This is a genomic window from Actinomadura sp. RB99 (assembly GCF_014706005.1).
In the GTDB taxonomy this organism is placed as follows: Bacteria; Actinomycetota; Actinomycetes; order Streptosporangiales; family Streptosporangiaceae; genus Spirillospora.
The window spans coordinates 74,328-99,637 of record NZ_JABMCA010000018.1; the positions used below are offsets into that span (position 1 = coordinate 74,328).

A 25,310-nucleotide genomic window follows, 5' to 3' on the forward strand; every position below is an offset into this window, starting at 1 on the left:
GTCGGCGTCCCCATCATGCACCGGTTCGCCGAATCCGGGCCAGAGCCGGATCCGGATCGGAGACCCGTCACACCGCGGCCAGCGCCACCGTCGGCGACAGCCGCGCCGCCCGCACCGCCGGGTACAGGCCCGCGACCGTGCCGATGAGCAGCGTCGCGCCGAGCGCGCCGGCGGGCGCCCACCCCGGCAGGACCGGCGGCCAGCCCTTCGCCGCCGCGAACCCGGCGGTCACCGCGGCGCCGAGGAGCACGCCCGCCACCCCGCCGGACGCCGACAGCAGCAGCGACTCGGCGAGGAACTGCGTCCGCACCTGGCCGCGGGTGGCGCCGAGCGAGCGGCGCAGCCCGATCTCGCGGCGCCGCTCCAGCACCGACACCACCATCGTGTTCGCGACGCCGACGCCGCCGACCAGCAGCGCCACCGCGCCGAGCCCGAGCAGCAGCCCGGTGAACGCGCCCGCCGCCTCCGCCTTCGCCCGCAGCGCGTCCGACGGCCGCGCGACCTCGACCTCCTCGGGGTGCTCCGGGTTCACGGTGCGGGCCAGGACGTCGCGGACGCCGTCCACCGACGCGTCGGTGGACCGCTCGTAGATCGTCGTCGGGTGCCCGTCGAAGCCGAGGTAGCGTTCCGCCGCGTCCCACCCGACGAGCGCGGACCGGTCGATCTCCGGCGCCAGCTCCGCGGGCCGCAGCACGCCCAGCACGGTGAACCAGCGGCCCCCGGCGAACACCCGGCCGCCCGCCGCGTCCACGCCGAGCCGCCGCGCCGCCTCCGAACCGAGCACCATGCCGGGATACCGCTCGGTCGCCGCGTTCAGCCACCGGCCGCTCGCGGTGCCGGCGCCGAGCGTCGCGAGCAGGTCCGGCGAGGCCGCCTGCACCGCGATGCCCTGCGTGACCTCCACCGGGATGCGGTCGGTGCGGCGCACCGTCGCGTCCACCGACCCGGTCGCGCCGACCCCGGTGACCGGGCCGATCCGCCGCACCATCTCCGGCGCGGTCTCCGGCAGCTCCGCCTGGTCGCCGAACAGGGTGCTGCCCGGCTTCGCCGTCAGCAGGTTCGTGCCGAGCCGGTCCAGCCGCCGCAGCAGGTCCTCCTTGCTCGACGACGAGATCCCGATGACCGCGACCATCGTCGCGATCCCGATCGCGATGCCGAGCGCCGACAGCACCGCCCGCGCCGGACGCGTCCGCAGCCCCGCGAGCCCGGCCCGCACGACGTCCCGCGGCCCGAGCCGCGCCGGGGCGAGCCCGCTCATCGGCTCCTCGCCCCCGCCCGCTCGTCCTCGACGACCAGCCCGTCCCGGACCCGGACCCGCCGCGGCGCGCGGGCCGCGACGTCCGGGTCATGCGTGATGATCGCGACGGTGGTGCCGGCCCGGTTCAGCTCGTCCAGCAGCGCCAGCACCCCGGACCCGGCCGCCGTGTCGAGGTTGCCGGTCGGCTCGTCGGCCAGCAGCAGGTCCGGACCGCCCGCCACCGCGCGCGCCACCGCGACCCGCTGCTGCTCGCCGCCCGACAGCTGGTGCGGCCGGTGCCCGGTCCGTTCGCCGAGCCCCACCCGCTCCAGCGCCTCCCGCGCGCGCTTGCGCCGCTCCTTCAGGCCCGCGCCGCTGTAGAGCAGCCCGTCGGCCACGTTGTCGAGGGCGCTGACGCCCGGCGCGAGATGGAACTGCTGGAACACGAACCCGATGTGCCGCGCCCGAAGCGCCGACAGCTCCCGGTCGCTCAGCCGCGCCACGTCGTGGCCCGCGACCCTCACCCGGCCCGCCGTCGGCCGGTCCAGCGTCCCGATCATGTGCAGCAGCGTCGACTTCCCCGACCCGGACGGCCCGACGATCGCCACCAGCTCCCCCGTCCCGATCACCAGGTCCACGCCGCGCAGCGCCGCGACGCTCCCGTACTCCTTCGTCACGCCGGCCAGCTCCACGATGGCGTCGCCGGCCGCACCGTCTCCGAGCCTCATTCGGCCGGCACCCCCACCCGGACGCCCTCGCGGACGCCGTCGCCCTCCACCTCGACGCGCCCCCCGCCGAACGCCCCCGTCCGCACCGGGACGAGCCGCCGCCGCGCCCCGTCCACGACCTCCAGCCCGAAGCCGCCCTCCTTGAGCGCCAGCAGCGCCTCCACCGGCACCGACAGCACGTCCTTCCGCCGCTCGCTCTCCAGCTCGACGCCGACCGGCGCCTCGTCGAGCCGGCCCGTCCCCTCGCCGCCCAGCGACACGTCGACGCCCACGGTGGTCTTCTGGTCCTGCCCCGAGCCGGTCGTCTCGGCGACGCTCCCGACCTTCGCGACCGTCCCGTCCACCGTCCTCCCGCCGGGCAGCTCGACCCGCACCTTCTCCCCCACGCGCGCCATGTCCTGCTTGTCGGCGTCCAGGTCGATGTGCACGACCCGCCGCGTCCCGGCGACCGTCAGCACCGGCTGCCCCTGCACGGCCCGCTTCCCCTCCGGCGCCTTCACCTCCTTCACCTTCACGGCGCCCGCGAGGAACACCACCTGCCCCGGCGAGACCGTCCCGGTCCGGTCGAGGCCCCGGTCGTCCTGCCACTCCTCCACCGCGGCCTCGGTCGCGCCGGTGAAGTCGTCGTCCACGGTCATCCCGCCGTACCCGAGGGCCCGCAGGTTCTCCTCCAGCTCCCGGACGTCCTTGCCCGAGTCGCCCTCCTTGAGGACCCGGTACATCGGCACGCCCCCGTACATCAGCGTGACCGGGTCGCCCGCGACCCGCAGCAGCGTCCCGCCCCTCCGGACCGTCGCGCCCTGCTCCGGCGCCCACGTCACGACCCCGGACGCCCCCGCCCATACCTCGCGCTCGTCGCCGTAGGTGAGCTTCCCGTCCACTTTCTCGGTGTCGACGAGGTCGCCCCTGGTCACGGCCGCCGTGCCGAGCCGCGCCGCCGGGGGTTCGGCGCCCTTCCCGTCGCCGGACGTCCAGGCGAGCGCTCCCCCGCCGGCCGCCACCACGACGGCCGCGGCCCCGCCCGCCGCCACGGCGCGCCTCACTTCCCCGCTCCCGGCACGAGGGCCTTGCACGCCTCCCGCGCCTTGTTCACGGTCCCCGGGTCGGCCTTCCCCGTCGGGATCCGGATCGTCCCGTCGGGATCCGGGTCCTTCATGTCGACCCCGTGCTCCCGCATGCACTGCGCGAACTTCACGTACTGGTCGCGCACCTTCGGGTCCTTCAGATCGGGCAGCTTCCCGCCCGCCTGCAGCCACGATTGGCACTTCTTCATCGCGGCCTGCAGTTTCTCCCGGTCGGCGCCCTTCCCGATCCGCATCGTCTCCGCGTGCCCGCTTCCCGGGTCCGGGACGTCCACCCCGTTCTGCCGCATGCACTGCGCGAACTTCAGTTGCGCGTCCTCCGGGCTCAGCGACCGGCTCGGCGACGCGGACGCCTTCACCGCCGCGCCCCCGGCGCTCGCGACCCCGTCCCCGCCGTCACCCCCGCCCCCGCACGCCACCGCCCCGGCCAGAACGGCCCCGGCCACCACGATCACCCGAATCCTCATGCCTCCCTCTCCGCCGGACCACCCGGCCCAGCGGCCCCCACCAAACCCACCCCCGCGTTAAACGTGCATTAGGCGGTGTGTGATGGGAGGCGGGTGCGGGTGGGTGTCCGCACCCGCCTTGGAGGGCTTCTCAGCCGCTGGCGGTCCCGGCGCGTGCCCCGGGTGGCGCGGCTAGTCGGCGCGGCAGAGTTCCTGTTCGGCGATGGAGAGCGTTTGCCGGCGCAGCGAGGGCTGTAGGGAGTTGGTGTTCAGGAGAAGCGCGACGCGGCTATGGCCGAGTTGCATCACGCTGGAGGTGTATCCGTCGATGTCTCCGAGAGAGCCGTAGGCGGTTCCGCACGGCGTCGAGGTGATCGTCAGGCCGAGGCCGTAGCCGACGCCGGGCATACCGGCGGCGGTGAAGAACGCATCGGCTCCCGGCGTGGGCCGCTCCATCTCCGCGAGCAGGTGCCGCGGGACGAGCCGCCCGCCGAGCAGCGCGCCGAGGAACCGGTCGACGTCGTCGCCCGTCGACACCATCGCGGCCGCCGCCCCGGCCGCGCCGGCGCTCGTCCGGGTGGTCGCGTCGAGTGCGGGGCCGGAACGGGGCGGCAGCGGAGCGGCGAAGACGTAGCCGCGTGCCTGGCGGGGTGCGACCGTGGTCGCGGTGGGGAACGTTGTGCCGGTCAGGTGGAGGGCGCGGATCAGGCGCGTCCGCACCTCGTCCTGGATCGTGTGACCGGTGACCCGGCGGACGATCTCGCCGAGGACGATGTAGTTGGTGCTGGAGTAGTAGAAGCCGGTCCCCGGCATGAAGTAGGGCGGGTGCCCCGCGCCCAGAGCGATGAGCTGCGCGGGCGTGTACGCGGCGCCGGGGTCGAAGCGGGGATCGGCCGAGTAGTCGAAGAGTCCGCTGGCGTGGTCGAGCAGGTCCCGCACGGTGATCAGGTCGGCGTGCGGGACCGGTTCGGGCAGGAGCCCCGCGATCGGCTGGTCGAGGGCGAGCCGGTGCTCCGCGACCAGTTGCAGCACCACCGCGGCCACGAAGGTCTTGGTGATCGAAGCGATCCGGAACCGGTCGCCGGGGCGCATCGCCCGGTTCGCGGAGACGTCCGCGAGGCCCGCGGCCATCCGCCGCACCGGCCGTCCGTCGCGGCTCGTGACCGCGGCCACGCCGGGCACACCGTCGACGTCGACGAGTTCCTGGATCTCCGTCCGCAAGCGGGCATCGCGGGACGGGTCGGTCGTGGCGTGCGCCGGCGACGAGGCGGCGACCCCGATCAGCGCGGCGATGACCGGGGCGGCACAGCGCTTCATCCACATGAGCGTTCTCCTTCAAGACCAGGCATGGCCGCCACCATCGCAACCGCACGGCCGGCCGTCTTGGAGAAATGTCCACACCCGTGGCCGACGCCGCGCGTGCCGAGCGATCCGGGAACGGCGGACATTCGTACAAGCCACCGGCCCCCGCCTGCGGCGACAGTGACCTGTGACCGACGGGATCTCACCGAGCCGAGGGGAACGCGATGCCGCAGACCGGTTCAGGCATGTACTGGGAAGAACACGGCCAGGGGCCGGCGACACTCGTCCTGTTGCCGGGGTTCGGCGCCACGGCCGGACTGATGGCCGGGATCGCGCGGCACCTGAGCGGATTCCGCGTCCTGGTCTTCGACCTGCCCGGACACGGCCGGTCCACCGGCGCGCCGGCGGACGGGAGGCTGCCCGCGCTGGCCGCGACCCTGCACGACGCGATCAAGGACGCCGGCGTCGGCGCGCACTTCCTGGCCGGCTGTTCCCTCGGCGGTGCGATCGCGCTGCGCATGGCGCTCGACCACCCGGACGAGGTGCGTGCACTGGTCGGCATCGTGCCGTGGAACGCCGCGGGGACGACCGCCGACGACCAGGTGATCGCCGCCTTCGATGCCGCGTACGGCGACACCGAAGCCCTCGCCCAGGGAGTCGCGGCGATCTCCGTGGACGCGTCGAAGACGTCGAGTCTGGTGGACGGCATGCTGACCGTCACCGAGCCGATGTGGCACGGCTGGCTCGCCGGAGGCGCCCTGACGAGCCAGGCCGACGAACTGCCGGGGCTGCGCGTGCCGGCCTGCTCCATCATCGGCGGCAAGGACGTCGTCGTCGACCAGGCCGCGCAGCTCGACGACGTACGGCGCATCCCGGGCGGCCGCGCGGTCCTGCTGAGCGACCTCGGCCACCTGTGCGGTCTCGAAAGGCCCGATGTCCTCGCGAACGAGATCACCGCGTTCCTGACCACCGTGGACACGGAATCCGGGTGAGACGGGCGGGTTGTTGGTTCGGTGATAAACGGCGGGGTGACGCTGTGCGGTGAGGCACATAACCGAGCGTGCGCGGTCGGCCATAATCCGTTCGTGCCCAGCAATGCCGCGCCGCCGCTGAACGAGGACTTCCGGCTGGTCGAGGGGCTCCGGAGGCAGCGGCCCGGGGCTGTCGGCCACGTCTACAACGTGTACGGGCCCGAGCTCGTCGAGTACGCGGAGGGGCTGCTCGGCGACCACGGGCGGGCGGTGGCGGCCGTGCGGGCGGCGCTGCTCGCGCTGCGGCGGGCCGAGGGGGCGGACGTTCCCGACGCGGGAACGTTCCGGGACTGGCTGTACGAGGTGGTCCGCGACGAGTGCCGCAGGCCCGAACGGGGGCGCCGGCGGATCGCGGTGATCGGGGCGGCGGCCGCGGCGGTGCTGGCGGCCGGGGTGGTCGCGGCGTTCGAGACGGGCGGCGGGGACGCGGCGCCCCGGCGGGCGCCGACGGTGGCGGCGGCGACGCCGGAGCCGAGCGCGCCGCCGGTGACGGTCTCGCCCGCGCAGAAGGACGAGCAGGAGAAGAAGGATGTGAAGGAGAAAGGCGGGAAGAAGGACGAGCCCGCCGGGAAGACGAGGCCGGCGAAGCACGAGCCGGGCGGCGGAGTCGGGGGCGGGGCAGGGCGGCTGGCGGTGAGCGACGGCGGCTGCCACGGCCTCGGTGTCGCCGGGCTGCCGAGGTCGTGCCCGGTGCGGCTGACGGCGGTGGGCGGGACGGTCCACTGGGCGGTGGCGTCGGTGCGGTCGCGGGGCGGGCGGATCAGCGCGTCCGGTGCGGGGACGCTCAAGGCGGGCCGTTCGACGACGGTGACCGTGGTGGTGCGGCCGACGGTGCTCTGCTACATGGGCGGGGGCGGCGGAGGGTCGGTCGGCTTCTCGCCCGGCGGCACCGCCACCGTCTCCTACACCTGCTGGCGCCGCTAGTAGCATCACGCCTCATGTCGCGAGCGATCTCCCGGGACCCCGATCGGCTGGTCCTCTTCACCGACGCGGTCGTGGCCATCGCCGTCACGCTGCTGGTCCTGCCGCTGGTCGACGTGGTGCCGGAGACGGTGCGCGGGCACGGGGCGTCCAGCGAGGTGATCACCGAGCACAAGGCGCAGATCTACAGCTTCCTGCTCAGCTTCGTGGTGATCATCCGACTGTGGCTGGTGCACCACCGGACGTTCGAGCACATCCGCGGCTACACGCGCGCCCTGATGCTGTGGAACGCGGGGTGGGTGCTGGCCATCGTCGTGCTGCCGTTCACCACCGAGATGGTCGCCTCCTACTCCGCGCACGACCGCTTCACCATCGGGTTCTACATCGGCAACGTCCTCGCCGCGGCGGTGTGCCAGACCCTGATCACCGTGATCGCCTACCGGACGGCCGGGGTGGCGTCGGAGGACGACCCGCCGACGGCCGCGGCGATGCGCGGCGGCCTCTCCACCGTGCTGCTGCTGATCGTCGCCCTGGCCGTGGGGGTCGTGTTCCCCCAGGTCTCCTACTGGGGCCTGCTGCTGCTCGTCCTGGAGCCGCTGGTGAGCAGGGGCTGGCGGTTCGTGGGGCTCTAGCCCCCGGACGGCCGTATCGGCGGGGTACGACGGGTATCCGGGCGCGGTCCGGGGAAGGTTCCCGGGGGTCGGCACCGCCTCCGGAGACCGAGGAGCTGGCATGGACCAACGGCCCGAGATCGACACGACCGTGCCGCATTCGGCGCGGATCTGGAACTTCCTGCTGGGCGGCACGGACAACTTCCCCGTCGACCGCCGGGCGGGCGAGCAGGTCTTCCGGTCCTTCCCCGGGATGGTCGACATGGCCCGCCGGTCCCGGCAGATGCTGACGCGGGTGGTGCGCTTCCTGGCCTCCGAGGCGGGGGTCCGGCAGTTCCTCGACATCGGCACGGGCCTGCCGACCATGGACAACACCCACGAGGTCGCGCAGCGGGTCGCGCCGGAGGCCCGCGTCGTGTACGTCGACAACGACCCGCTGGTGCTCGTGCACGCCAGGGCGCTGCTGACCAGCAGCCCCGAGGGCGCCACCGACTACATCGAGGCCGACGTGCGCGATCCCGAGCCGATCCTGGCGCAGGCCGCGCGGACGCTGGACCTCGGGGAGCCGGTCGCGCTGATGCTGATGGGCATCCTCGGGCTCGTCGAGGACTACGACCAGGCCCGCGACGTCGTCCGGCGGCTGATGGCGCCGCTGACGTCGGGCAGCTACCTGGCGGTCTACGACGGCACCGACGACGATCCGGCGTACCTGGCGGCCATCGAGGCGTTCAACTCCGGGAGCGGCGCCGTCCCGTACACGCCGCGCAGCCGCGAGCAGATCGCCCGCTACCTCGACGGCCTGGACGTGCTGCCGCCCGGCGTCGTGCCCGTGACGCGGTGGCGCCCCGACCCGGACGGGGAGCTTCCCGAGGTGGCCTGCGCCGGGGGCGTCGCGCGCAAGCCCTGACCCGCGCGGTACCACGCCGCCCTTATCGGCGTTTAACCCCCGTTGGGCCATGCTCGGCGCATGCGTGTGCTGATCGTGGAGGACGAGCGGGTGCTCGCGGACACGATCGCCGAGGGCCTCCGTGAGGAGGCCATGGCGGTCGACGTCGTGTACGACGGGGACGACGCGCTGGAGCGGACGTTCTCCACCGAGTACGACGTCGTCGTGCTCGACCGGGACCTGCCGACCGTGCACGGCGACGAGGTGTGCCGCGAGCTCGCGGAGCGGCGCGGCCCGGCGCGGATCCTCATGCTGACGGCGGCCGGGGACGTCGAGGACCGGGTGGACGGGCTGTCGCTCGGGGCCGACGACTACCTGCCGAAGCCGTTCGTGTTCGGCGAGCTGGTGGCGCGGGTGCGCGCGCTGGCGCGGCGGACGGGGGCGCCGGTGCCGCCGGTGCTGGAGCGCCGCGGGATCCGGCTCGACCCGCACCGCCGCCGGGTGGCGCGGGACGGCCGGGAGCTGCGGCTGACGAACAAGGAGTTCGCGGTGCTGGAGGAGCTGCTGCGCGCCGAGGGCGGGGTGGTGAGCGCCGAACGCCTGCTGGAGCGGGCGTGGGACGAGAACATCGACCCGTTCAGCAACATCGTCCGGGTGACGATGGCGACGCTGCGCCGCAAGCTGGGCGAGCCCGCGGTGATCGAGACGGTCACCGGGTCGGGGTACCGGCTGGAGGCGCGATGAGCGTGCGCGGGAGGGTGCGTGGGAGGGTGCGGACGCCGCGGCTGAGCGTCCGGACGCGGCTGACGCTGGTGTACGGGTCGCTGTTCCTGGTGACGTCGGCGGTGCTGGTCGCGGTGATGTACGTGCTGACGGCGCGGACGCTGGACCAGCGGCTTCCGGAGCGGACCGCCGTGGACCCGCGGGTCGCCGCGAAGCTGCGGATCCTCGTGTCGAAGAAGGACTTCGGCCAGGTGCTGGCGCTGAAGGCGGACGCCGACCGGCAGCTCGCGCAGCAGAAGCACGACGTGCTGGAGCGGCTGCTGCAGACCTCGCTGCTGACGATGGTGGCGCTCGGCGTCCTGGCGGTGGTGATCGGGTACCTGGTGGCGGGGCGGATGCTGCGCCCGCTGAACAAGGTGACGGCGACGGCGCGGCGGCTGTCGGAGAGCACCCTGCACGAGCGGATCGCGCTGGACGGCCCGCAGGACGAGATCAAGGACCTGGCCGACACGTTCGACCGGATGCTGGACCGGCTGCACCGGGCGTTCGACGCGCAGCGCCGGTTCGTCGCGAACGCCTCGCACGAGCTGCGCACGCCGCTGACGATCAACCGGACGGTGCTGGAGGTGGCCCTCGCCAGCCGGAAGAACCCGCCGGAGACCAAGGCGCTCGCGGACGTGCTGCTCGGCAACACCGAACGGCACGAGCGGCTGATCGAGGGGCTGCTGCTGCTCGCCCGGTCGGAGCGGGAGCCGGCGACGCGGACGCCGACGCCGCTGCCGGACGTGGTGCGCGGCGCGCTCGGCGACCTGGACGGGCGCACCGGCGAGGTGGAGGTGGAGGCGCGGCTGGCGCCGGCGGAGGTGGCGGGCGACCCGGTGCTGCTGGAGCGGTGCGCGATGAACCTGCTGGAGAACGCGGTGAAGTACAACGTGCGGGACGGCCGGGTGTGGGTGCGCACCGGGGTCCGGGACGGGGAGGCGTTCCTGCAGGTGGTGAACACGGGGCGGCCCGTCCCGGCGTACGAGGCGGCGCGGATCTACGAGCCGTTCCGGCGGCTGCGGGCGGACCGGGTGGGGTCGGCGGACGGCGCGGGGCTGGGCCTGTCGATCGTGCGGGCGGTGGTGGGCGCGCACGGCGGGACGATCGAGACGGTCCCGCGGCGCGGCGGCGGGCTGTCGATCACGGTCCGGCTGCCCGCGGTCGCGCGGGACGCCTTGGCCCCCACCTGAGACGCGGCGGCGCGGGAGAGGCGCCCACGCGGGAGAGGCGCCCACGCAGGAGACACGCACGCGTGTGAGCGCCCGGGCCCCGGGGCGGGTCAGCCGGCGTGCTCGGCGGGCAGCGGCCAGGGCGGCGGCTGCGGCCAGTCGACGCGGCCCTCGGGACGGGGCTGGTCGTCGCCCGCGGTGAGCCAGCGGTGCACGACCTTGCCGGTGGCGTTGCGGGGCAGTTCGGGGATGAAGTGGACGTCGCGCGGCACCGCGTACCGCGCGACCTGCGCGTGCACGTACGCGCGGACGGCCTCGGCGTTGAGCCGGGCGCCGGGCCGCAGCACGATGAAGGCGGCGAGGCGCTGGCCCCAGTCGTCGTCCGGGACGCCGATCACGGCGGCCTCGTGGACCTCGGGGAGCCGCAGGATCGCGTCCTCGACGTCGCGCGGCACGACGTTCTCGCCGCCGGAGACGACCATGCCGTCGGCGCGGCCATCCACGAACAGCAGGCCGCGGTGGTCGATGTGGCCGAGGTCGCCGGTGGCGAGCAGCCCGTCGCGGACCTGCATCGGCTCGCCGCCGGTGTACCCCTCGAAGAGCAGCTCGTTCGCGGCGAAGATCTCCCCGATGGTGGAGCGGCCGGCGCGGCGGCCGTCGGCGCCGACGATGACGAGCGAGGTGTTGCGCGGCGGCCGGCCCGCGGTGCGCGGGTCGATCCGCAGGTCGCGCGGGGTGGCGATGGACACCCAGGACGCCTCGGTGGAGCCGTAGACGTTGTAGAGCCGGTCGCCGAACGCGTCCATGAACCGGGTGGCGAGGTCGCCGGGCAGGGCGGCGCCGCTGAGCGCGACGATCCGCAGGGACGAGGTGTCGTACAGCTCGCGCCGCTGCGGCGCCAGCTCCAGGATGCGCTGGAGCATGACGGGGACGGCGAACACGACGGTGTCGCGGTGGGAGGCGATCGAGCGCAGCGTCCGCTCGGGGTCGAACCTGCGGTGCAGGACGATCGGGGCGCGCAGCGCCCACGCCATCTGCAGCGCGGCGTAGCCCCAGGTGTGGAACAGCGGCGCCTCGATGATCATGGTCTGCCGGGTGCGCAGCGGGATCCGGGAGGTCATCGAGGCCAGCGGCCACAACCCGGGGCGGGGCGGGCGGCGGGCGCCCTTGGGACGGCCGGTGGTGCCGGAGCTGAGCATGATCGTCCGGCTCTGGATCTGCGGCGGGGCCGGCGCGGTCTCCGGCGCGGGCACCGAGGCGATCACCTCGTCGATGCTCGGCCCGGTCTCGGCGGGATCGGGCCGGGACGGGGCGGCGGCGGACGGGGCGGCGGGCGGCGCGGCGACGGGCGCGGCCAGCGGCGTCCCCGGCCCGTGCGGATCGCCGGAGAAGCCGCCGCGCGGGCCGGGGCGGCGGTCGGCCCACAGCACGGTGCGGCGCAGCGCGATCGGCACCTCGGCCAGCAGCGGCGCGAACTCGGCGTCGGCGACGATCAGCGCGGGGCGCAGCTCGCCGAGCACGGCGCGGATCTGGCCCGCTCCGAAGCCGGTGTTGAGCAGCACGACCTCGGCGCCGCGCCTGCTGCACGCGACGAGCGTCTCGACCATGCCGCGGTGGTTGCGGCACAGCACGCCGACGCGCGGGCGGGGGCCGTGCAGCGGCAGCCCGAGGGCGAGGCGGGTGGCGCGGTCGTCCAGCTCGCCGAAGGACAGCACGCCCGCGTCGTCGATCAGGGCCGGGCGGGACGGCGAGTGCGCGGCGGCGGCGGTGAGGACGCCGGCGAGGGAGGTGCCCCAGCGGCGCAGCGCGCCGAGCTGGCGGCCGACGCGGCCGGGGCCGCCGGACAGCAGCAGTCCCGTGCGCAGCAGGAGGGCGGCGAGGTCGCGGACGTGCCCGATCCGCCGGCGCAGTCCCGGCCGGTATACGGGCCTCGCGTGCGTCACCGCGCCTCCTCCGGTGATTTCGAGCCACGTTACCCACGAGTCCCGGGCCGAACAAGGGCGCCGCCCGGTCAGTGGTTACTGACGAGTAGCCTTTGTGGTTACCTGCGAGTAGCATCGCGGGTGCGGGCACTCGTGCCGCCCGATCGACGGCCATCCGCTCCGAACGGACGCGCCGGGCGGCACGGGGCTCGACGCTTCCACCACACCGCCCATCCGCAGGGAGGACGACCCGTGCCTCGCACCGCACGCGACGTCGTGTTCGTCGACGGCGTCCGCACGCCGTTCGGCAAGGCCGGCCCCAAGGGCCTGTACGCGCAGACCCGCGCCGACGACCTGGTCGTCCGCGCGATCCGCGAGCTGATGCGCCGCAACCCGTCCCTCCCGCCGGAGCGGGTGGACGAGGTCGCGATCGCCGCCACCACCCAGACCGGCGACCAGGGACTGACGATCGGCCGGTCCGCCGCCGTGCTCGCCGGGCTGCCGAAGAGCGTCCCCGGCTTCGCCATCGACCGGATGTGCGCGGGCGCGATGACCGCCGTCACCACGACCGGCGCCGGCATCTCGTTCGGCTCCTACGACGTCGCCATCGCGGGCGGCGTCGAGCACATGGGCCGGCACCCGATGGGCGAGGGCGTCGACCCGAACCCGCGTTTCCTCGCCGACAAGCTCGTCGACCCGTCCGCGCTGGTCATGGGCTCGACCGCGGAGAACCTGCACGACCGGTTCCCGCAGATCACCAAGGAGCGCGCCGACGCCTACGCGGTGCGCAGCCAGCAGAAGGTCGCCGCCGCCTACGCCGCCGGGAAGATCCAGCCGGACCTGGTCCCGACCGCGATCCGCTCCGCCGACCGGGGGGTGGCGGGGCGCAGCCATGGGGGCGAAACACTGGGCTGGGGCCTCGCGACCGAGGACGAGCCGCCGCGCCCCGGCACCACGATGGACGACCTCGCCAAGCTGAAGACCCCGTTCCGCGTGCACGGCAACGTCACCGCCGGGAACGCCGCGGGCCTCAACGACGGCGCGACCGCGTGCCTGCTGGCCGCCGAGGACGTCGCCCGCGACCTCGGCCTCACACCGAGGATGCGGCTCGTCGACTTCTCGTTCGCCGGCGTCGAGCCGGAGGTGATGGGCGTCGGGCCCGTCCCCGCGACCGAGAAGCTGCTCGCCCGCAACTCCCTGACCATGGACGACATCGGCCTCATCGAGATCAACGAGGCGTTCGCCGTGCAGGTGCTGGCGTTCCTGGAGCACTTCAAGATCGCCGACGACGACGCGCGGGTGAACCCGTGGGGCGGCGCGATCGCGCTCGGCCACCCGCTCGCCTCGTCCGGCGTGCGGCTGATGAACCAGCTGGCCCGGCTGTTCGAGGAGCGCACCGACGTGCGCTACGGGCTCACGACGATGTGCGTCGGCATGGGCATGGGCGGGACCGTCCTCTGGGAGAACGTGAACTGGGAGGGCTCCAAGTGAGCGATCTGGCAGCGGTTTTCGCGGACGAGGTCGTCACGCACGCCTACGTCCGGGACGTGGCGCTCCCCCACGGCGCGGGCACACTCGCGCTGATCACGCTCGACAACGGCCACGACCACACCAAGCCGAACACCTTCGGCCCGAACGGGCTCGCCGAGCTGGACGCGGCCCTCGACCGCGTCGCCGGACGGGACGACATCGTCGCCGTCGGCGTGACCGGCAAGCCGTTCATCTTCGCGGTCGGCGCCGACCTCAAGGGCGTGCCGCTGATCACCGACCACGCGGACGCGCGGGCAATCGGCAGGCTCGGGCACGACGTGTTCCGGCGGCTCGGCGAGCTGGGCGTCCCGTCGTTCGCCTACTACAACGGCGCGGCGATGGGCGGCGGCGTCGAGATCGGCCTGCACTGCACCTACCGGACGATCTCGTCGGGCGTCCCGGCGTTCGCGCTGCCGGAGGCGTTCCTCGGCCTGGTGCCCGGCTGGGGCGGCACGTACCTGCTGCCGAACCTGATCGGCGCGGAGAAGGCGCTGAAGGCCGTCATCGACAACCCGCTCGCGCAGAACCGGATGCTGAAGGGCCGGCAGGCCTACGAGCTGGGCATCGCGGACGCGATCTTCGACTCGGCCGACTTCCTGGAGGAGTCGCTCGCCTGGACGGCCCGCGTCCTCAACGGAGAGATCACCGTGACCCGGCCCGAGGTCGACAAGGGCAAGGCGTGGGACGACGCGGTCGCGATGGCCCGCTGGAACCTCGAGGGCAAGCTGCACGGCGCCGCGCCGTCCTTCACCCGCGCGCTCGACCTGGTCGCCGCCGCGAAGGACCGGAGCCGCGACGAGGGCTTCGCCGCCGAGGACGAGGCTCTCGCCGACCTCATCATGAGCGACGAGCTGCGCGCCGGGCTGTACGCGTTCGACCTCACCCAGAAGCGCGCGAAGCGTCCCGCCGGGGCGCCCGACAAGTCCCTCGCCCGCAAGGTCACCAAGGTCGGCGTCGTCGGCGCCGGGCTGATGGCCTCGCAGCTCGCGCTGCTGTTCGCGCGCCGCCTCGAGGTCCCGGTCGTGCTGACCGACCTCGACCAGGCGCGCCTGGACAAGGGCGTCGGCTACGCGCACGGCGAGATCGACAAGCTGCTCGGCAAGGGCCGCCTCTCCCCCGACAAGGCCAACCGGCTGAAGGCGCTGATCACCGGCTCGCTGACCAAGGACGCGTTCGCCGACGCCGACTTCGTCATCGAGGCCGTGTTCGAGGAGATGTCCGTCAAGCAGAAGGTGTTCGCCGAGGTCGAGGAGCACGTCTCCGCCGACTGCGTGCTCGCCACCAACACCTCCTCGCTGTCGGTCACCGAGATGGCGGCCGGGCTGCGGCACCCCGAGCGGGTCGTCGGGTTCCACTTCTTCAACCCGGTCGCGGTGCTGCCGCTGCTGGAGATCGTCCGCGGCGAGCGGACCGACGACGCGGCCCTCGCCACCGCGTTCGCGACCGGCAGGGCGCTGAAGAAGTCGTGCGTGCTGGTCAAGGACGCCCCGGCGTTCGTGGTCAACCGCGTCCTGCTGCGGCTGCTCGCCGAGATCGTGGCGACGGTCGACGAGGGCACCCCGATCGAGGTCGCCGAGCGCGCCGCCGCGCCGCTCGGCCTGCCGATGCCGCCGTTCGTGCTGATGGGGCTGGTCGGCCCGGCGATCGCGCTGCACGTCAACGAGACCCTGCACGGCGCGTTCCCGGACCGGTTCCCGCTGTCGGACAACCTGGCGAAGATGGTCGCGGCGGGCAAGCGGGGCGTCTACCTGCCGGACTTCTCCCTCGACCCCGAGGTCGTGGCGATCTTCGGCGGCGGGACGAGCCCGTCCACCGAGGAGCAGGTCCTCGACCGGGCGCTCGCCGCGCTCGCCGACGAGATCCGGATCATGCTGGACGAGGGCGTCGTCGCGGCGCCCGAGGACATCGACCTGTGCATGATCCTCGGCGCGGGCTGGCCGTTCCACCTCGGCGGCATCACCCCGTACCTGGACCGGTCGGGCATCGCCGAGAAGACGACCGGGCGCCGCTTCCTCGCCCCCGGCACGGCCTCGCTCCCCGCCTGACCCGGGTCGCCCACCGCCCGCGCGATCGCGGGCGGTGGGTGATCATAAGCGGCGCGCATCCGGGCATAGGGGTGTCATAACGACGTGACGCCGAGGAGCGACGATGAACCTGCTGCGCACCAAGTCGGTCGAACAGTCGATCAAGGACACCGAGGAACCCGGGCACCGGCTGCGCCGCGACCTGTCCGCGCTCGACCTGGTCGTGTTCGGCATCGGCGTCATCGTCGGCACGGGCATCTTCGTCCTCACCGGGCAGGTCGCCAAGGAGAAGGCGGGCCCGGCGGTCGCGATCTCGTTCATCCTCGCCGCCGTCGTCTGCGCGCTGGCCGCGCTGTGCTACGCCGAGTTCGCCTCCACCGTCCCGGTCGCGGGCTCGGCCTACACGTTCTCCTACGCCACCCTCGGCGAGTTCCCGGCCTGGATCATCGGCTGGGACCTCATCCTGGAGCTGGCGCTCGGCGCGGCGGTGGTGTCGGTCGGCTGGTCGGGGTACTTCGCCTCGCTGCTGGACAGCGCGGGCGTGCACCTGCCCGCCGCGATCCTCAACCCGCCGGGCACCGGCGGCGGTGTCGTCAACGTCCCGGCGATCGCGCTGGTGCTGGTGGTGACGGGGCTGCTCGTCCTCGGGGTGAAGATCTCCTCGCGGGTGAACGCGGTCGTCGTGGTGGTGAAGGTGTCCGTCGTCCTGCTGGTCATCGTCGCCGGCCTCTTCTTCGTCAAGGGCGAGAACTACCACCCGTTCATCCCGCCCTCGGAGCCGAACCCGTCGGTGAAGGGCGCTGCGGCGCCGCTCATGCAGGTGATCTTCGGGATCACCCCGGTCAGCTACGGCTGGCTCGGCATCTTCGCCGCGATCGCCATCGTCTTCTTCGCCTACATCGGCTTCGACATCGTCGCCACCGCCGCCGAGGAGGCCCGCCGCCCGCAGCGCGACCTGCCGATCGGCCTGATCGGCTCCCTCGTCATCACCGCGCTCCTCTACGCGGCGGTGTCGACGGTCGTCGCCGGGATGCAGAACTACAAGAAGCTCTCCGACGCCGCGCCGCTCGCGGACGCGTTCAAGGCCGTCGGGCACTCCGCGTTCGCCACGATCATCGACGTCGGCGCCGTCGTCGGCCTCATCGCCGTCGTGCTCATCCTGCTGCTCGGGCAGAGCCGGGTGTTCTTCGCGATGAGCCGGGACGGGCTGCTGCCGCCGTGGCTGTCGGCCATCCACCCGCGGTTCGGCACGCCGTGGCTGTCGACCGTCATCATGGGCGGCGTCGTCGCCGTGCTGGCCGGGTTCATCCCGCTGGCCAAGCTCGCCGAGCTGGTCAACATCGGCACGCTGTTCGCGTTCCTGCTGGTGTCGGTCGGCGTGCTGATCCTGCGCCGCACCCGCCCCGACCTGCCGCGCGCGTTCCGCACCCCGCTCGTCCCGGTGATCCCGATCCTGTCGGTGCTGGGCTGCCTCTTCGTCATGATCAACCTGCCGCTGGAGACCTGGTACCGGTTCCTGGCCTGGATGGTGGTCGGCTCGATCATCTACTTCGGCTACGGCCGGAACCACAGCCGCGTCGGGCTCGCCGCGGCGTCCGAGCGGTCCTGACGGGGCGCGCCCGAGCCGCCGTTAAAGGATCCCGTGACCGGTGTCACGGTGTTCTTTTGGCGTGGGGGTCGGCACAATACGCGCATGGCTACCCCTGTGCTCGTCGCGGTGATCGGCTCCGGGCCCGCCGGCATCTACGCCGCCGAGGCCCTGGTGAAGCAGACCGACGGGAACGTCCGGGTGGACGTGTTCGACCGGCTGCCGACCCCGTACGGCCTGGTCCGCTACGGCGTCGCCCCCGACCACACGTCGATCAAGTCGATCGCCAAGTACCTGCAGCGGGTCCTGGAGAACCCGGCCGTGCGGTTCTTCGGCTGCGTCGAGCTCGGCCGCGACCTCACCCGCGCCGACCTGCTCGACTGCTACGACGCCGTCGTCTACTGCACCGGCGCGATGGTCGACCGGCAGATGCGGATCCCCGGCGAGGAGCTGCCGGGCAGCATCGCCGCCACCGACTTCGTCAACTGGTACTGCGGGCACCCCGACGCCGCCGACCACGCCTTCGACCTGTCGGTCGAGGAGGCCGCCGTCATCGGCGTCGGCAACGTCGCCGTCGACGTCGTGCGGATCCTCGCCAAGACGGCGGAGGAGCTGCGCGCCACCGACGTCCCCGAGCAGGTCATCGAGGCGCTGAGCCGGAGCCGGGTGAAGCGCGTGCACATGATCGGGCGGCGCGGGCCCGCGCAGGCGAAGTTCACCACCAAGGAGGCCCGCGAGCTCGGCGAGCTGGAGAACGCCAGCATCCACGTCAGCCCCGAGGACATGGACCTCGACCCCGTCAGCGCCGAGCTCGCCGAGAACGACCGGCACGTGCGCGGCAACGTCAAGGTGCTGAACGGCTGGACGGGCGAGCCCGCCGCCGGCCGCGCCCGCCACATCGACGTCCGGTTCTGGCGCGCCCCCGCCGAGATCCTCGGCACCGACCGCGTCGAGGGGCTGCGGCTGGAGAGGACCGCGCTGGACGCGTCGGGCCGCGTCGTCGGGACCGGCGAGTTCGAGACGCTGCCCGTCGGGCTGGTGCTGCGCTCGGTCGGGTACCAGAGCGTCCCGCTGGAGGGCGTCCCGTTCGACGAGCAGTCCTTCACCGTGCCGAACGACGGCGGCCGCATCCTCGGCGCGGACGGCTCCCCCGTCCCCCGCGAGTACGTCGCCGGGTGGATCAAGCGCGGGCCGTCCGGCGTCGTCGGCACCAACAAGTCCGACGCGGCCGAGACGGTCCGTCACCTCCTGGCGGACCTGGAGGGCACCGACACGGCGCCCAAGCGCACCGTCGAGGAGCTGCTCGAGGCGCGGGGGCTGCCGGTCGTCACCTACAACGACTGGCTCAACCTCGACGCCGCCGAGATCGCCCTCGCCCGCACCCTCGACCGCGGCGAACGCGTCAAGCTCGCCCGGTGGGAGGCGATGACGTCCGCCTGCCGCGAGGCGGAGTAGCCGCCCGGTGGTCCCCGCCTCCGGCCCGCGCCGCCGATCCGGTCGTGGACCGATGAGACGGAAGAACCCGCCGGGAAACTAGTGACGAAAGCGTGCACGGACCGCTACCGTGCGCCTGTGACCGTCGGTCCTGAACTGTACGGGTTCCCCCCTCCCGAGACGGTGCCAGACCTCAGGTGGCTCGGACCCGACTACGTCTCCGTACTGGTGTACGACCTGACGCAGGGACTGCTGCGCCAGGACCCGCGCACGTCCGTGATGGGCGTGCGGTGCGAGGGCGAGCCCCGGCTCGCCCCGTCCGTCGACCCGGCCGGGGTCATCCGCGCCCATGACGCCTGCTTCCCGCTCCAGGTCTACGTGCAGGACGGCGCCGGGCGGCCGTGGCGGCTGCGGGGCCGGTGGACCTACTCGGGCCGCGAGCTCGGCACCCGCGCCGCGTCCATCACCCACTTCTGGCAGCTGCTGTCCGCCGAGGGCATCTGACGCGCCCCCGGCGGCGCTCCCGGGGGCGTCAGTCGGAGGTGGCGGGCTCGGGCGCGTCCGCGGCGGTGACGCGGGCGACGGCCTCGGTGATGTCGCGGGCCAGGTCCTGCGAGGTGAGGCCGCAGTCGGCGAGGATCAGGTCGCGCTTGGCGTGGTCCAGGAACTCCTGCGGGATGCCGAAGGTGCGGACCGGGGTGTCGACGCCCTCGTCGCGCAGCAGGCGGGCCACGGCGTCGCCGACGGCGCCCACGCGGCCGTTGTCCTCGACGACGGCGACCATGCTGTGCGCGGCGGCCGCGCCCGGCAGGGCCGGGTCGAGGGGCTTGACGAAGCGCGGGTCGACGACGGTGGCGCCGATGCCCTGGGCGGCCAGGCGCTCGCCGACCTCGACCGCGGCCGTCGCCATCGCGCCGACGGCGACGATGAGCACGTCGGCGCCGTTGGCGCCCTCGTGCCGGGCCAGCACGTCCATCGAGCCGATGCGGTCGACGGCGTCCAGGTCGGCGGCCACGGCGCCCTTGGGGAAGCGCAGCGCGGTCGGGCCGTCGGAGACCGCCAGGCACTCGCGCAGCAGCTCGGCGACGCGGGCGCCGTCGCGCGGGACGGCGATCCGCATGCCCGGCACGAGCTGGAGCAGCGACAGGTCCCACATGCCGTTGTGGGACGGCCCGTCGTCGCCGGTGACGCCGGCCCGGTCCAGGACGAACGTGACCGCCTGGCCGTGCAGCGCGACGTCCATCAGCACCTGGTCGAACGCCCGGTTCAGGAACGTGGCGTAGACCGCGACGACCGGGTGCAGGCCGCCGAGGGCGAGCCCGGCGGCGGACGTCACCGCGTGCTGCTCGGCGATGCCGACGTCGTAGATCCGGTCCGGGTAGGCGGCGGCGAAGTCGGCCAGCCCGACCGGGTGCAGCATCGCGGCGGTGATCCCCACCACGTCGCGGCGCTCCCGGCCGATCTTGACCATCTCCTCGCTGAACACGTTGGTCCAGATGCGGCCCTTGGGCTTCTGCACGCCGGTCTCGCGGTCGTACGGGCCCGGCGAGTGGAACTGCTCCTCCTCGTCGTTCTCCGCGGGCGAGTAGCCGTGGCCCTTGCGGGTGATGCAGTGCACGATCACCGGCCCGCCGAACGCGTGCGCCTTGCGCAGCGCGTGCTCGACGGCCTGCTCGTCGTGGCCGTCGATGGGGCCGATGTACTTGAGGCCGAGGTCCTCGAACATGGCCTGCGGCTGCAGGATGTCCTTGAGACCCTTCTTGATCCCGTGCAGCGCCTCGTAGGCGACGTTCCCGACGACGGGCGCCCTGGGAACGGTCCTTTTGACCAGGTCGAGGGCCTGCTCGTAGGTCGGGGTGACGCGCAGGGCGGCCAGGTGGCTCGCCAGCCCGCCGATCGTCGGCGAGTAGGAGCGGCCGTTGTCGTTGACGACGATGATGACCCGGCGGTCCTTGCCCTCGGCGATGTTGTTGAGGGCCTCCCAGCACATGCCGCCGGTGAGCGCGCCGTCGCCGACGACGGGCACGACCACCCGGTCGCTCTCGCCGCGCAGCTCGAACGCCTTGGCCAGCCCGTCGGCGTAGGACAGCGCGGTGGAGGCGTGCGAGTTCTCGATCACGTCGTGCTCGGACTCGGCCCGGCTGGGGTAGCCGGAGATGCCGCCGCGCCGCTTGAGCAGGGTGAAGTCGTGCCGGCCGGTGAGCAGCTTGTGCACGTAGGACTGGTGCCCGGTGTCCCACAGGATCTTGTCCTTGGGCGAGTCGAACACCCGGTGCAGCGCGATGGTGAGCTCGACCACGCCGAGGTTGGGGCCGAGGTGCCCGCCGGTCTTGGCGACCGCGTCGATCAGGAAGTCGCGGATCTCGTCCGCGAGGCTCGACAGCTGCGCGGCGTCCAGTCGTTTGAGGTCGTCGGGACCCTTGATCGACTCCAGCAGGCTCACGCGTGTCAACTCCTCCGTCGGGGACCGGTTCCCCTGGCTCGGGCCGTTCCGAGTTTAATCCCGGTTCGCCCGCGACGCGCCGAAGGGGACCTCCCCGCGGGGTGTGAAACGACTGACCCCGGCGAGGCCGATGGGGTAGGAAAAGAGCATGGCCGTCGAAGAGATCGTACTGCTCAACGCGGATGACGAGGCGGTCGGAACCGCCCCCAAGGCCGCGAGTCACCATAGAGACACGCCGTACCACCTGGCCTTTTCCTGCTATGTGGTGGACACGGAGGGTCGCGTTCTGATCACTCGCCGCGCCCTGTCGAAGCGGACGTTCCCGGGCGTCTGGACGGGCAGCTGCTGCGGCCACCCCGGTCCGGGCGAGGGGCTGCGGGACGCCGTGCTGCGGCGATTGCAGGACGAGCTGGGCATCTCCGGCGTGTCTCTGACATCCGTCCTCCCGGCGTTCCAGTACCGGGCGGTCGCCGAGGACGGCACCCTCGAGAACGAGCGCTGCCCGGTGGTGCGCGCCGACGTCCCGGCCGGCACGCCCGTCCGCCGCAACCCCGACGAGGTCGAGGACGCCGAGTGGTGGACGTGGCGGCAGTGCCTCGACCTCGCCGGCCGGCCCGAGTCCTCGCCGTGGTACCGGCTGCAGCTCGAAGAGCTGGCGCCGCTCGGCGAGCCGCGCGACTGGCCCGACGCGGGCACCGCGACGCTGCCGCCCGCCCTTCCCTGGTAGCCGCGTCCCTGGTAGCCGCGGAGAGGGGCGGGGGGACCCCGTCCGCAGGACCATTCCGGGGGCCGGGCGCGCGCCGCGCGCCCGGCCCCCGGCCGGTAACCGAGTGATCACTTTTCCGTCCCCGGTGTTGACCCGGTCACGTCCCGAACGGACGCTTGCTTACCCCGGGGGTTACCGAAGGGACGGACGATGCTAGGACGTGCTCCCCGGCACCGCTGGACGGCGTTCGCGGCCGTCGCGATGACCGGTGCTCTCGCCTTGTCGGCGTGCGGCGGAAATGACAAGAAGGGCAACAACGACAAGTCCCAGGTCGAGGTCTTCTCGTGGTGGACCGGTCCAGGTGAGGCCGACGGGCTGGCCGCGATGAAGGCCGACTTCGAGAAGAAGAATCCCGGCACGAAGTTCGTCAACGCCGCGATCGCCGGCGGGTCCGGCACGCAGGCGCAGGCGGTGCTGGCGAGCCGGCTGCAGAACCGCAAGCCGCCGGACTCCTTCCAGGGGCACGCGGGCGCCGAGCTGCTCGACTACATCAAGGCCGGGCAGATCGAGCCGCTGGACTCCTTCTACGACGAGAACAACCTGAAGTCGGTCTACCCCCAGCAGCTCCTGCAGCAGATCAGCTACAAGGGCCACATCTACTCGGTGCCGGTGAACATCCACCGGTCCAACATGCTCTGGTACAACCCGGGCATCCTGAAGGACGCCGGCATCTCCGACGCGCCGAAGTCGATCCCGGAGTTCATCGCCGACCTGAAGGCCGTCAAGGAGAAGACGAAGAAGGTGCCGCTGTCGCTCGGCGCCCAGTGGACCGCCGACCACCTGCTGGAGAACGTGCTGCTCGGCGACCTCGGCACCGACGCCTACAACGCGCTGTGGAAGCCGGGCGCCGACTGGAGCTCCCCGGCGATGACGAAGGCGCTGAACGACTACGCCGAGATCCTGAAGTACACGACCACCGAGGCCGCGTCCACCGACTGGCAGGGCGCCGCGAAGGCCGTGGTGGACGGCAAGGCCGCGTTCAACATCATGGGCGACTGGGCGTACGGCTACTTCGTCGGCAGCGCGCCGAACGGCCTCGGCAAGAAGCTCGACACCGACTTCAAGTACGCGCCGACGCCCGGCACCGACGGCACCTACCTGTGGCTGTCGGACAGCTTCACGCTGCCGAAGGGCGCGCCGCACCGCGCCGGGGCGCTGGCGTGGCTGAAGGAGGTCTCCAGCCGCGAGGGCCAGGACCTCTTCAACCCGAAGAAGGGCTCCGTCCCCGCCCGCAAGGACGCCGACAAGAGCCTCTACAGCACCGGCTACCTGAAGTACGCGTTCGAGCAGTGGAACAACCCGGCCACCAAGCTCGCGGGCTCGTTCTGGCACGGCGTCAACGCCAGCAAGAAGCAGCACACCGACATCGACACGGCGGTGGGCCTGTTCCTGCAGAGCAAGGACGTCGGCAAGCTCCAGTCCCAGCTCGTCGCCGCCGCGAAGAACAGCGGTCAGTGACGGGAGCGCGCACGGGACGCCGCTGGAACCTGCGCCGGAGCAGGAGGTGGCTGCCGGGTCTGCTGCTGGTCTCGCCGTCCATCGTGGCGATCGGCCTGTTCGTCTACGGGCTGATCTTCTGGAACACGCGGGTGGCGGTGAGCGGCAAGCACGACGAGGTGTCGCCGTACGGGTTCGACAAGGGCAAGAACTTCGTCGACCTGTGGCACGAGCCGAGCTGGCCGGGCGCGGTGAAGCACGCGCTGCTGTTCACCGCCGTGTTCGTGCTCGGCGCCCTCCTGCTCGGCGCGTTCCTGGCGTTCCTGATGGACAAGGGGATCCGGGGCGAGGCGTCGTTCCGGGTCGTCTACCTGTTCCCCATGGCGGTGTCGTTCATCGCCAGCGGCGTGGTGTGGCGGTGGCTGATGAACCCGGCGCCGCCGCAGCGCGCCGTCGGGTTCAACCAGCTGTTCGACAAGCTGCACCTGAACGCGCTGGCGAACGACTGGTGGCAGGACCCGCACTGGGGCATGGCCGCGATGGCGCTCCCCGCGATCTGGCAGATGTCCGGCTACGTCATGGCCCTGTACCTCGCCGGGTTCCGCAGCGTCCCCGAGGAGCTGCGGGAGGCCGCGCGCGTCGACGGCGCGTCCGAGTGGAAGGTGTACCGGTACGTGGTCTTCCCGCAGCTGCGCCCGGTGACGCTGTCGGCGCTGATCATCCTCGGGCACATCTCGCTGAAGGTGTTCGACCTGATCATGGCGATCGCCGGCAAGCAGATCATCACCTACGTCCCGGCCATCGCGACGTACGTGGAGATCTTCGACCGGCACGACCCCGCCAACGGCGCCACCATCGCCACCTACCTGCTGCTCGCGGTGGCGCTCCTGGTGATCCCGTACCTGGTGTGGTCGGTGCGGGCGGAGCGGACCCGATGACCGCGGCGAGCACGGCCCGGCCGCCGGCGGGCGCCGGCGCGGCGGCCCGCACCCTGCGGATCGCCCGGCCGGTGGTGCTGCTGGCGTTCGTGATCCTGTTCCTCATCCCGGTGTACGTCCTGGTCGTCACCAGCTTCAAGCCGCTGCAGGAGGCCGATCCGAGCAGCGCGTGGAACCTGCCGCACCACTGGAGCGCGTCGGGGTGGAGCGCGGCGTGGGACGCCCTGAAGCCCGGCCTTGAGAACAGCGTCAAGATCGCGGTGACCGGTTCGCTGATCTCCGCGGTGCTCGGCTCGCTGAACGGGTACGTGCTGTCGAAGTGGCGCTTCCCCGGCGCCGACGCGGTCTTCACGCTGTTCCTGTTCGGGATGTTCATCCCGTACCAGGCGGTGATGATCCCGCTGGCGGGGCTGCTGACGAACATGGGGCTGGTCGGGACGATCCGGGGCCTGGTCCTCGCGCACGTCGTCTACGGCATCCCGATCTGCACGCTGATCTTCCGCAACTACTACGTGACGATCCCGGACGAGCTGATCGAGGCGGCCCGCGTCGACGGCGCCGGCATCATCCGCACGTACTGGTCGATCATCGTGCCGGTGTCGGGGCCCGCGTTCGCGGTGACGGTGATCTGGCAGTTCACCTCGATGTGGAACGACTTCCTGTTCGCGGTGTTCCTCGGCGCGCCCGACAGCTGGCCGGTCACGGTGATGCTGAACAACACCGCGGGTTCGGGCGCGGTCGCCGTCCAGTACAACCAGCAGATGGCGGAGGCGCTGCTCGCGTCGCTGCCGACCCTGCTGGTCTACCTGCTGCTCGGGCGGTTCTTCATGCGCGGGCTGATGGCGGGCGCCCTGAAGGGCTGAGACGGGACGGACGGGGCGCTCCGGCGATCGGGCCGGGGCGCCCCTTTTCTTCGCCGCGCCCCGGTCCCCCGCCGGGCGCCGATCCGTCGCACCGGACGCCCCATCCGCCCCACGGGCACGTCCCTTCCGTCCCGCCGGCACGTCAACCGGGCACGGTCCTCGCGCGTCACATTGGTGATCGAAGGGG

22 protein-coding genes are annotated in these 25,310 nt (G+C 72.8%); 15 read left to right on the forward strand and 7 right to left on the reverse strand.

The genetic code is table 11. From position 1 onward, the window contains the following. Window positions 1–67 precede the first annotated feature (67 nt). From amrb99_RS18610 to amrb99_RS18630, 5 genes are all read right to left on the reverse strand, one after another. Window positions 68–1,258, reverse strand: coding sequence for an ABC transporter permease (locus amrb99_RS18610; protein WP_190857422.1), 1,191 nt, complete (start codon window positions 1,256–1,258; stop codon window positions 68–70). Further along, window positions 1,255–1,965 (reverse strand): ABC transporter ATP-binding protein, encoded by a 711-nt coding sequence (locus amrb99_RS18615; RefSeq protein ID WP_190857424.1) that lies wholly within the window; start codon window positions 1,963–1,965, stop codon window positions 1,255–1,257. The genes amrb99_RS18610 and amrb99_RS18615 overlap by 4 nt, the downstream gene beginning before the upstream one ends. After that, a complete protein-coding gene (locus tag amrb99_RS51190; protein ID WP_347256736.1) occupies window positions 1,962–3,008 on the reverse strand; it encodes a peptidoglycan-binding protein in 1,047 nt (348 codons plus the stop codon). Before amrb99_RS51190 ends, amrb99_RS18615 begins: the two co-directional genes overlap by 4 nt. Further along, a complete protein-coding gene (locus amrb99_RS18625; protein WP_190857426.1) occupies window positions 3,005–3,514 on the reverse strand; it encodes a hypothetical protein in 510 nt (169 codons plus the stop codon). The genes amrb99_RS51190 and amrb99_RS18625 overlap by 4 nt, the downstream gene beginning before the upstream one ends. Before the next feature lie 171 nt (window positions 3,515–3,685). Next, complete coding sequence (locus tag amrb99_RS18630; protein ID WP_190857428.1) at window positions 3,686–4,816, reverse strand: serine hydrolase domain-containing protein; 1,131 nt, start codon at window positions 4,814–4,816, stop codon at window positions 3,686–3,688. 203 nt (window positions 4,817–5,019) lie between these two features. Here amrb99_RS18630 and amrb99_RS18635 point away from each other — a divergent pair, with 203 nt between their 5' ends. The 6 genes from amrb99_RS18635 to amrb99_RS18660 all read left to right on the forward strand — a co-directional run bounded on the left by amrb99_RS18635 (window position 5,020) and on the right by amrb99_RS18660 (window position 10,199). Next, window positions 5,020–5,787, forward strand: a complete 768-nt coding sequence (locus amrb99_RS18635) for an alpha/beta hydrolase (protein ID WP_190857430.1) — start codon at window positions 5,020–5,022, stop codon at window positions 5,785–5,787. Window positions 5,788–5,880: 93 nt separating this feature from the next. Further along, window positions 5,881–6,750 carry a hypothetical protein gene (locus tag amrb99_RS18640; RefSeq protein WP_190857432.1) on the forward strand — a complete coding sequence of 290 codons (870 nt, stop codon included), beginning with the start codon at window positions 5,881–5,883 and terminating at the stop codon, window positions 6,748–6,750. Between the two features lie 14 nt (window positions 6,751–6,764). Next, window positions 6,765–7,379 (forward strand): TMEM175 family protein, encoded by a 615-nt coding sequence (locus tag amrb99_RS18645; protein WP_190857434.1) that lies wholly within the window; start codon window positions 6,765–6,767, stop codon window positions 7,377–7,379. 100 nt (window positions 7,380–7,479) lie between these two features. Beyond that, window positions 7,480–8,265 (forward strand): SAM-dependent methyltransferase, encoded by a 786-nt coding sequence (locus amrb99_RS18650; protein ID WP_190857436.1) that lies wholly within the window; start codon window positions 7,480–7,482, stop codon window positions 8,263–8,265. 60 nt (window positions 8,266–8,325) lie between these two features. After that, complete coding sequence (locus amrb99_RS18655; protein WP_190857438.1) at window positions 8,326–8,988, forward strand: response regulator transcription factor; 663 nt, start codon at window positions 8,326–8,328, stop codon at window positions 8,986–8,988. Beyond that, window positions 8,985–10,199 (forward strand): ATP-binding protein, encoded by a 1,215-nt coding sequence (locus tag amrb99_RS18660; protein WP_241755668.1) that lies wholly within the window; start codon window positions 8,985–8,987, stop codon window positions 10,197–10,199. The genes amrb99_RS18655 and amrb99_RS18660 overlap by 4 nt, the downstream gene beginning before the upstream one ends. Window positions 10,200–10,288: 89 nt before the next feature. Here amrb99_RS18660 and amrb99_RS18665 read toward each other — a convergent pair whose 3' ends face one another. Continuing rightward, entirely contained in the window at window positions 10,289–12,121 is a 1,833-nt protein-coding gene (locus amrb99_RS18665) for an AMP-binding protein (protein WP_190857440.1), read from the reverse strand. A 231-nt stretch (window positions 12,122–12,352) separates the two neighbouring features. On the opposite strand from amrb99_RS18665, the gene amrb99_RS18670 reads away from it, so the two are divergent. From amrb99_RS18670 to amrb99_RS18690, 5 genes are all read left to right on the forward strand, one after another. Next, complete coding sequence (locus amrb99_RS18670; RefSeq protein WP_190857441.1) at window positions 12,353–13,591, forward strand: acetyl-CoA C-acyltransferase; 1,239 nt, start codon at window positions 12,353–12,355, stop codon at window positions 13,589–13,591. Then, complete coding sequence (locus amrb99_RS18675) at window positions 13,588–15,675, forward strand: 3-hydroxyacyl-CoA dehydrogenase NAD-binding domain-containing protein (protein WP_190857443.1); 2,088 nt, start codon at window positions 13,588–13,590, stop codon at window positions 15,673–15,675. The genes amrb99_RS18670 and amrb99_RS18675 overlap by 4 nt, the downstream gene beginning before the upstream one ends. 103 nt (window positions 15,676–15,778) lie before the next feature. Beyond that, window positions 15,779–17,263 (forward strand): amino acid permease, encoded by a 1,485-nt coding sequence (locus amrb99_RS18680; RefSeq protein ID WP_190857445.1) that lies wholly within the window; start codon window positions 15,779–15,781, stop codon window positions 17,261–17,263. Window positions 17,264–17,347: 84 nt separating this feature from the next. Continuing rightward, window positions 17,348–18,697 carry an FAD-dependent oxidoreductase gene (locus amrb99_RS18685; RefSeq protein WP_190857447.1) on the forward strand — a complete coding sequence of 450 codons (1,350 nt, stop codon included), beginning with the start codon at window positions 17,348–17,350 and terminating at the stop codon, window positions 18,695–18,697. A gap of 117 nt (window positions 18,698–18,814) precedes the next feature. Then, window positions 18,815–19,180, forward strand: a complete 366-nt coding sequence (locus tag amrb99_RS18690; RefSeq protein ID WP_190857449.1) for a hypothetical protein — start codon at window positions 18,815–18,817, stop codon at window positions 19,178–19,180. 28 nt (window positions 19,181–19,208) lie between these two features. Here amrb99_RS18690 and dxs read toward each other — a convergent pair whose 3' ends face one another. Next, window positions 19,209–21,119, reverse strand: coding sequence for a 1-deoxy-D-xylulose-5-phosphate synthase (dxs, locus tag amrb99_RS18695; RefSeq protein WP_190857451.1), 1,911 nt, complete (start codon window positions 21,117–21,119; stop codon window positions 19,209–19,211). A gap of 148 nt (window positions 21,120–21,267) precedes the next feature. Here dxs and idi point away from each other — a divergent pair, with 148 nt between their 5' ends. The 4 genes from idi to amrb99_RS18715 all read left to right on the forward strand — a co-directional run bounded on the left by idi (window position 21,268) and on the right by amrb99_RS18715 (window position 25,123). Beyond that, on the forward strand, window positions 21,268–21,846 hold the full coding sequence (gene idi, locus amrb99_RS18700; RefSeq protein WP_190857452.1) for an isopentenyl-diphosphate Delta-isomerase: 579 nt from the start codon (window positions 21,268–21,270) through the stop codon (window positions 21,844–21,846). A gap of 189 nt (window positions 21,847–22,035) precedes the next feature. Next, window positions 22,036–23,343: an ABC transporter substrate-binding protein gene (locus amrb99_RS18705; RefSeq protein ID WP_241755669.1), complete on the forward strand. Its 1,308-nt coding sequence runs from the start codon at window positions 22,036–22,038 to the stop codon at window positions 23,341–23,343. Continuing rightward, the gene (locus tag amrb99_RS18710) at window positions 23,340–24,260 is read left to right on the forward strand and encodes a sugar ABC transporter permease (RefSeq protein ID WP_347256737.1); all 921 of its coding nucleotides are present in this window, start codon (window positions 23,340–23,342) and stop codon (window positions 24,258–24,260) included. The genes amrb99_RS18705 and amrb99_RS18710 overlap by 4 nt, the downstream gene beginning before the upstream one ends. Further along, complete coding sequence (locus amrb99_RS18715) at window positions 24,257–25,123, forward strand: carbohydrate ABC transporter permease (protein ID WP_190857454.1); 867 nt, start codon at window positions 24,257–24,259, stop codon at window positions 25,121–25,123. Before amrb99_RS18710 ends, amrb99_RS18715 begins: the two co-directional genes overlap by 4 nt. The last annotated feature ends 187 nt before the right edge of the window (window positions 25,124–25,310 follow it).

What these genes read in the sequence shown, in the direction of transcription:
- amrb99_RS18610 (WP_190857422.1), bottom strand. Translation starts at nt 1,258, where the DNA reads ATGAGCGGGCTCGCCCCGGCGCGGCTCGGGCCGCGGGACGTCGTGCGG.
- amrb99_RS18615 (WP_190857424.1), bottom strand. Translation starts at nt 1,965, where the DNA reads ATGAGGCTCGGAGACGGTGCGGCCGGCGACGCCATCGTGGAGCTGGCC.
- amrb99_RS18625 (WP_190857426.1), bottom strand. Translation starts at nt 3,514, where the DNA reads ATGAGGATTCGGGTGATCGTGGTGGCCGGGGCCGTTCTGGCCGGGGCG.
- amrb99_RS18630 (WP_190857428.1), bottom strand. Translation starts at nt 4,816, where the DNA reads ATGTGGATGAAGCGCTGTGCCGCCCCGGTCATCGCCGCGCTGATCGGG.
- amrb99_RS18635 (WP_190857430.1), top strand. Translation starts at nt 5,020, where the DNA reads ATGCCGCAGACCGGTTCAGGCATGTACTGGGAAGAACACGGCCAGGGG.
- amrb99_RS18645 (WP_190857434.1), top strand. Translation starts at nt 6,765, where the DNA reads ATGTCGCGAGCGATCTCCCGGGACCCCGATCGGCTGGTCCTCTTCACC.
- amrb99_RS18650 (WP_190857436.1), top strand. Translation starts at nt 7,480, where the DNA reads ATGGACCAACGGCCCGAGATCGACACGACCGTGCCGCATTCGGCGCGG.
- amrb99_RS18655 (WP_190857438.1), top strand. Translation starts at nt 8,326, where the DNA reads ATGCGTGTGCTGATCGTGGAGGACGAGCGGGTGCTCGCGGACACGATC.
- amrb99_RS18660 (WP_241755668.1), top strand. Translation starts at nt 8,985, where the DNA reads ATGAGCGTGCGCGGGAGGGTGCGTGGGAGGGTGCGGACGCCGCGGCTG.
- amrb99_RS18680 (WP_190857445.1), top strand. Translation starts at nt 15,779, where the DNA reads ATGAACCTGCTGCGCACCAAGTCGGTCGAACAGTCGATCAAGGACACC.
- amrb99_RS18685 (WP_190857447.1), top strand. Translation starts at nt 17,348, where the DNA reads ATGGCTACCCCTGTGCTCGTCGCGGTGATCGGCTCCGGGCCCGCCGGC.
- idi (WP_190857452.1), top strand. Translation starts at nt 21,268, where the DNA reads ATGGCCGTCGAAGAGATCGTACTGCTCAACGCGGATGACGAGGCGGTC.
- amrb99_RS18705 (WP_241755669.1), top strand. Translation starts at nt 22,036, where the DNA reads ATGCTAGGACGTGCTCCCCGGCACCGCTGGACGGCGTTCGCGGCCGTC.
- amrb99_RS18715 (WP_190857454.1), top strand. Translation starts at nt 24,257, where the DNA reads ATGACCGCGGCGAGCACGGCCCGGCCGCCGGCGGGCGCCGGCGCGGCG.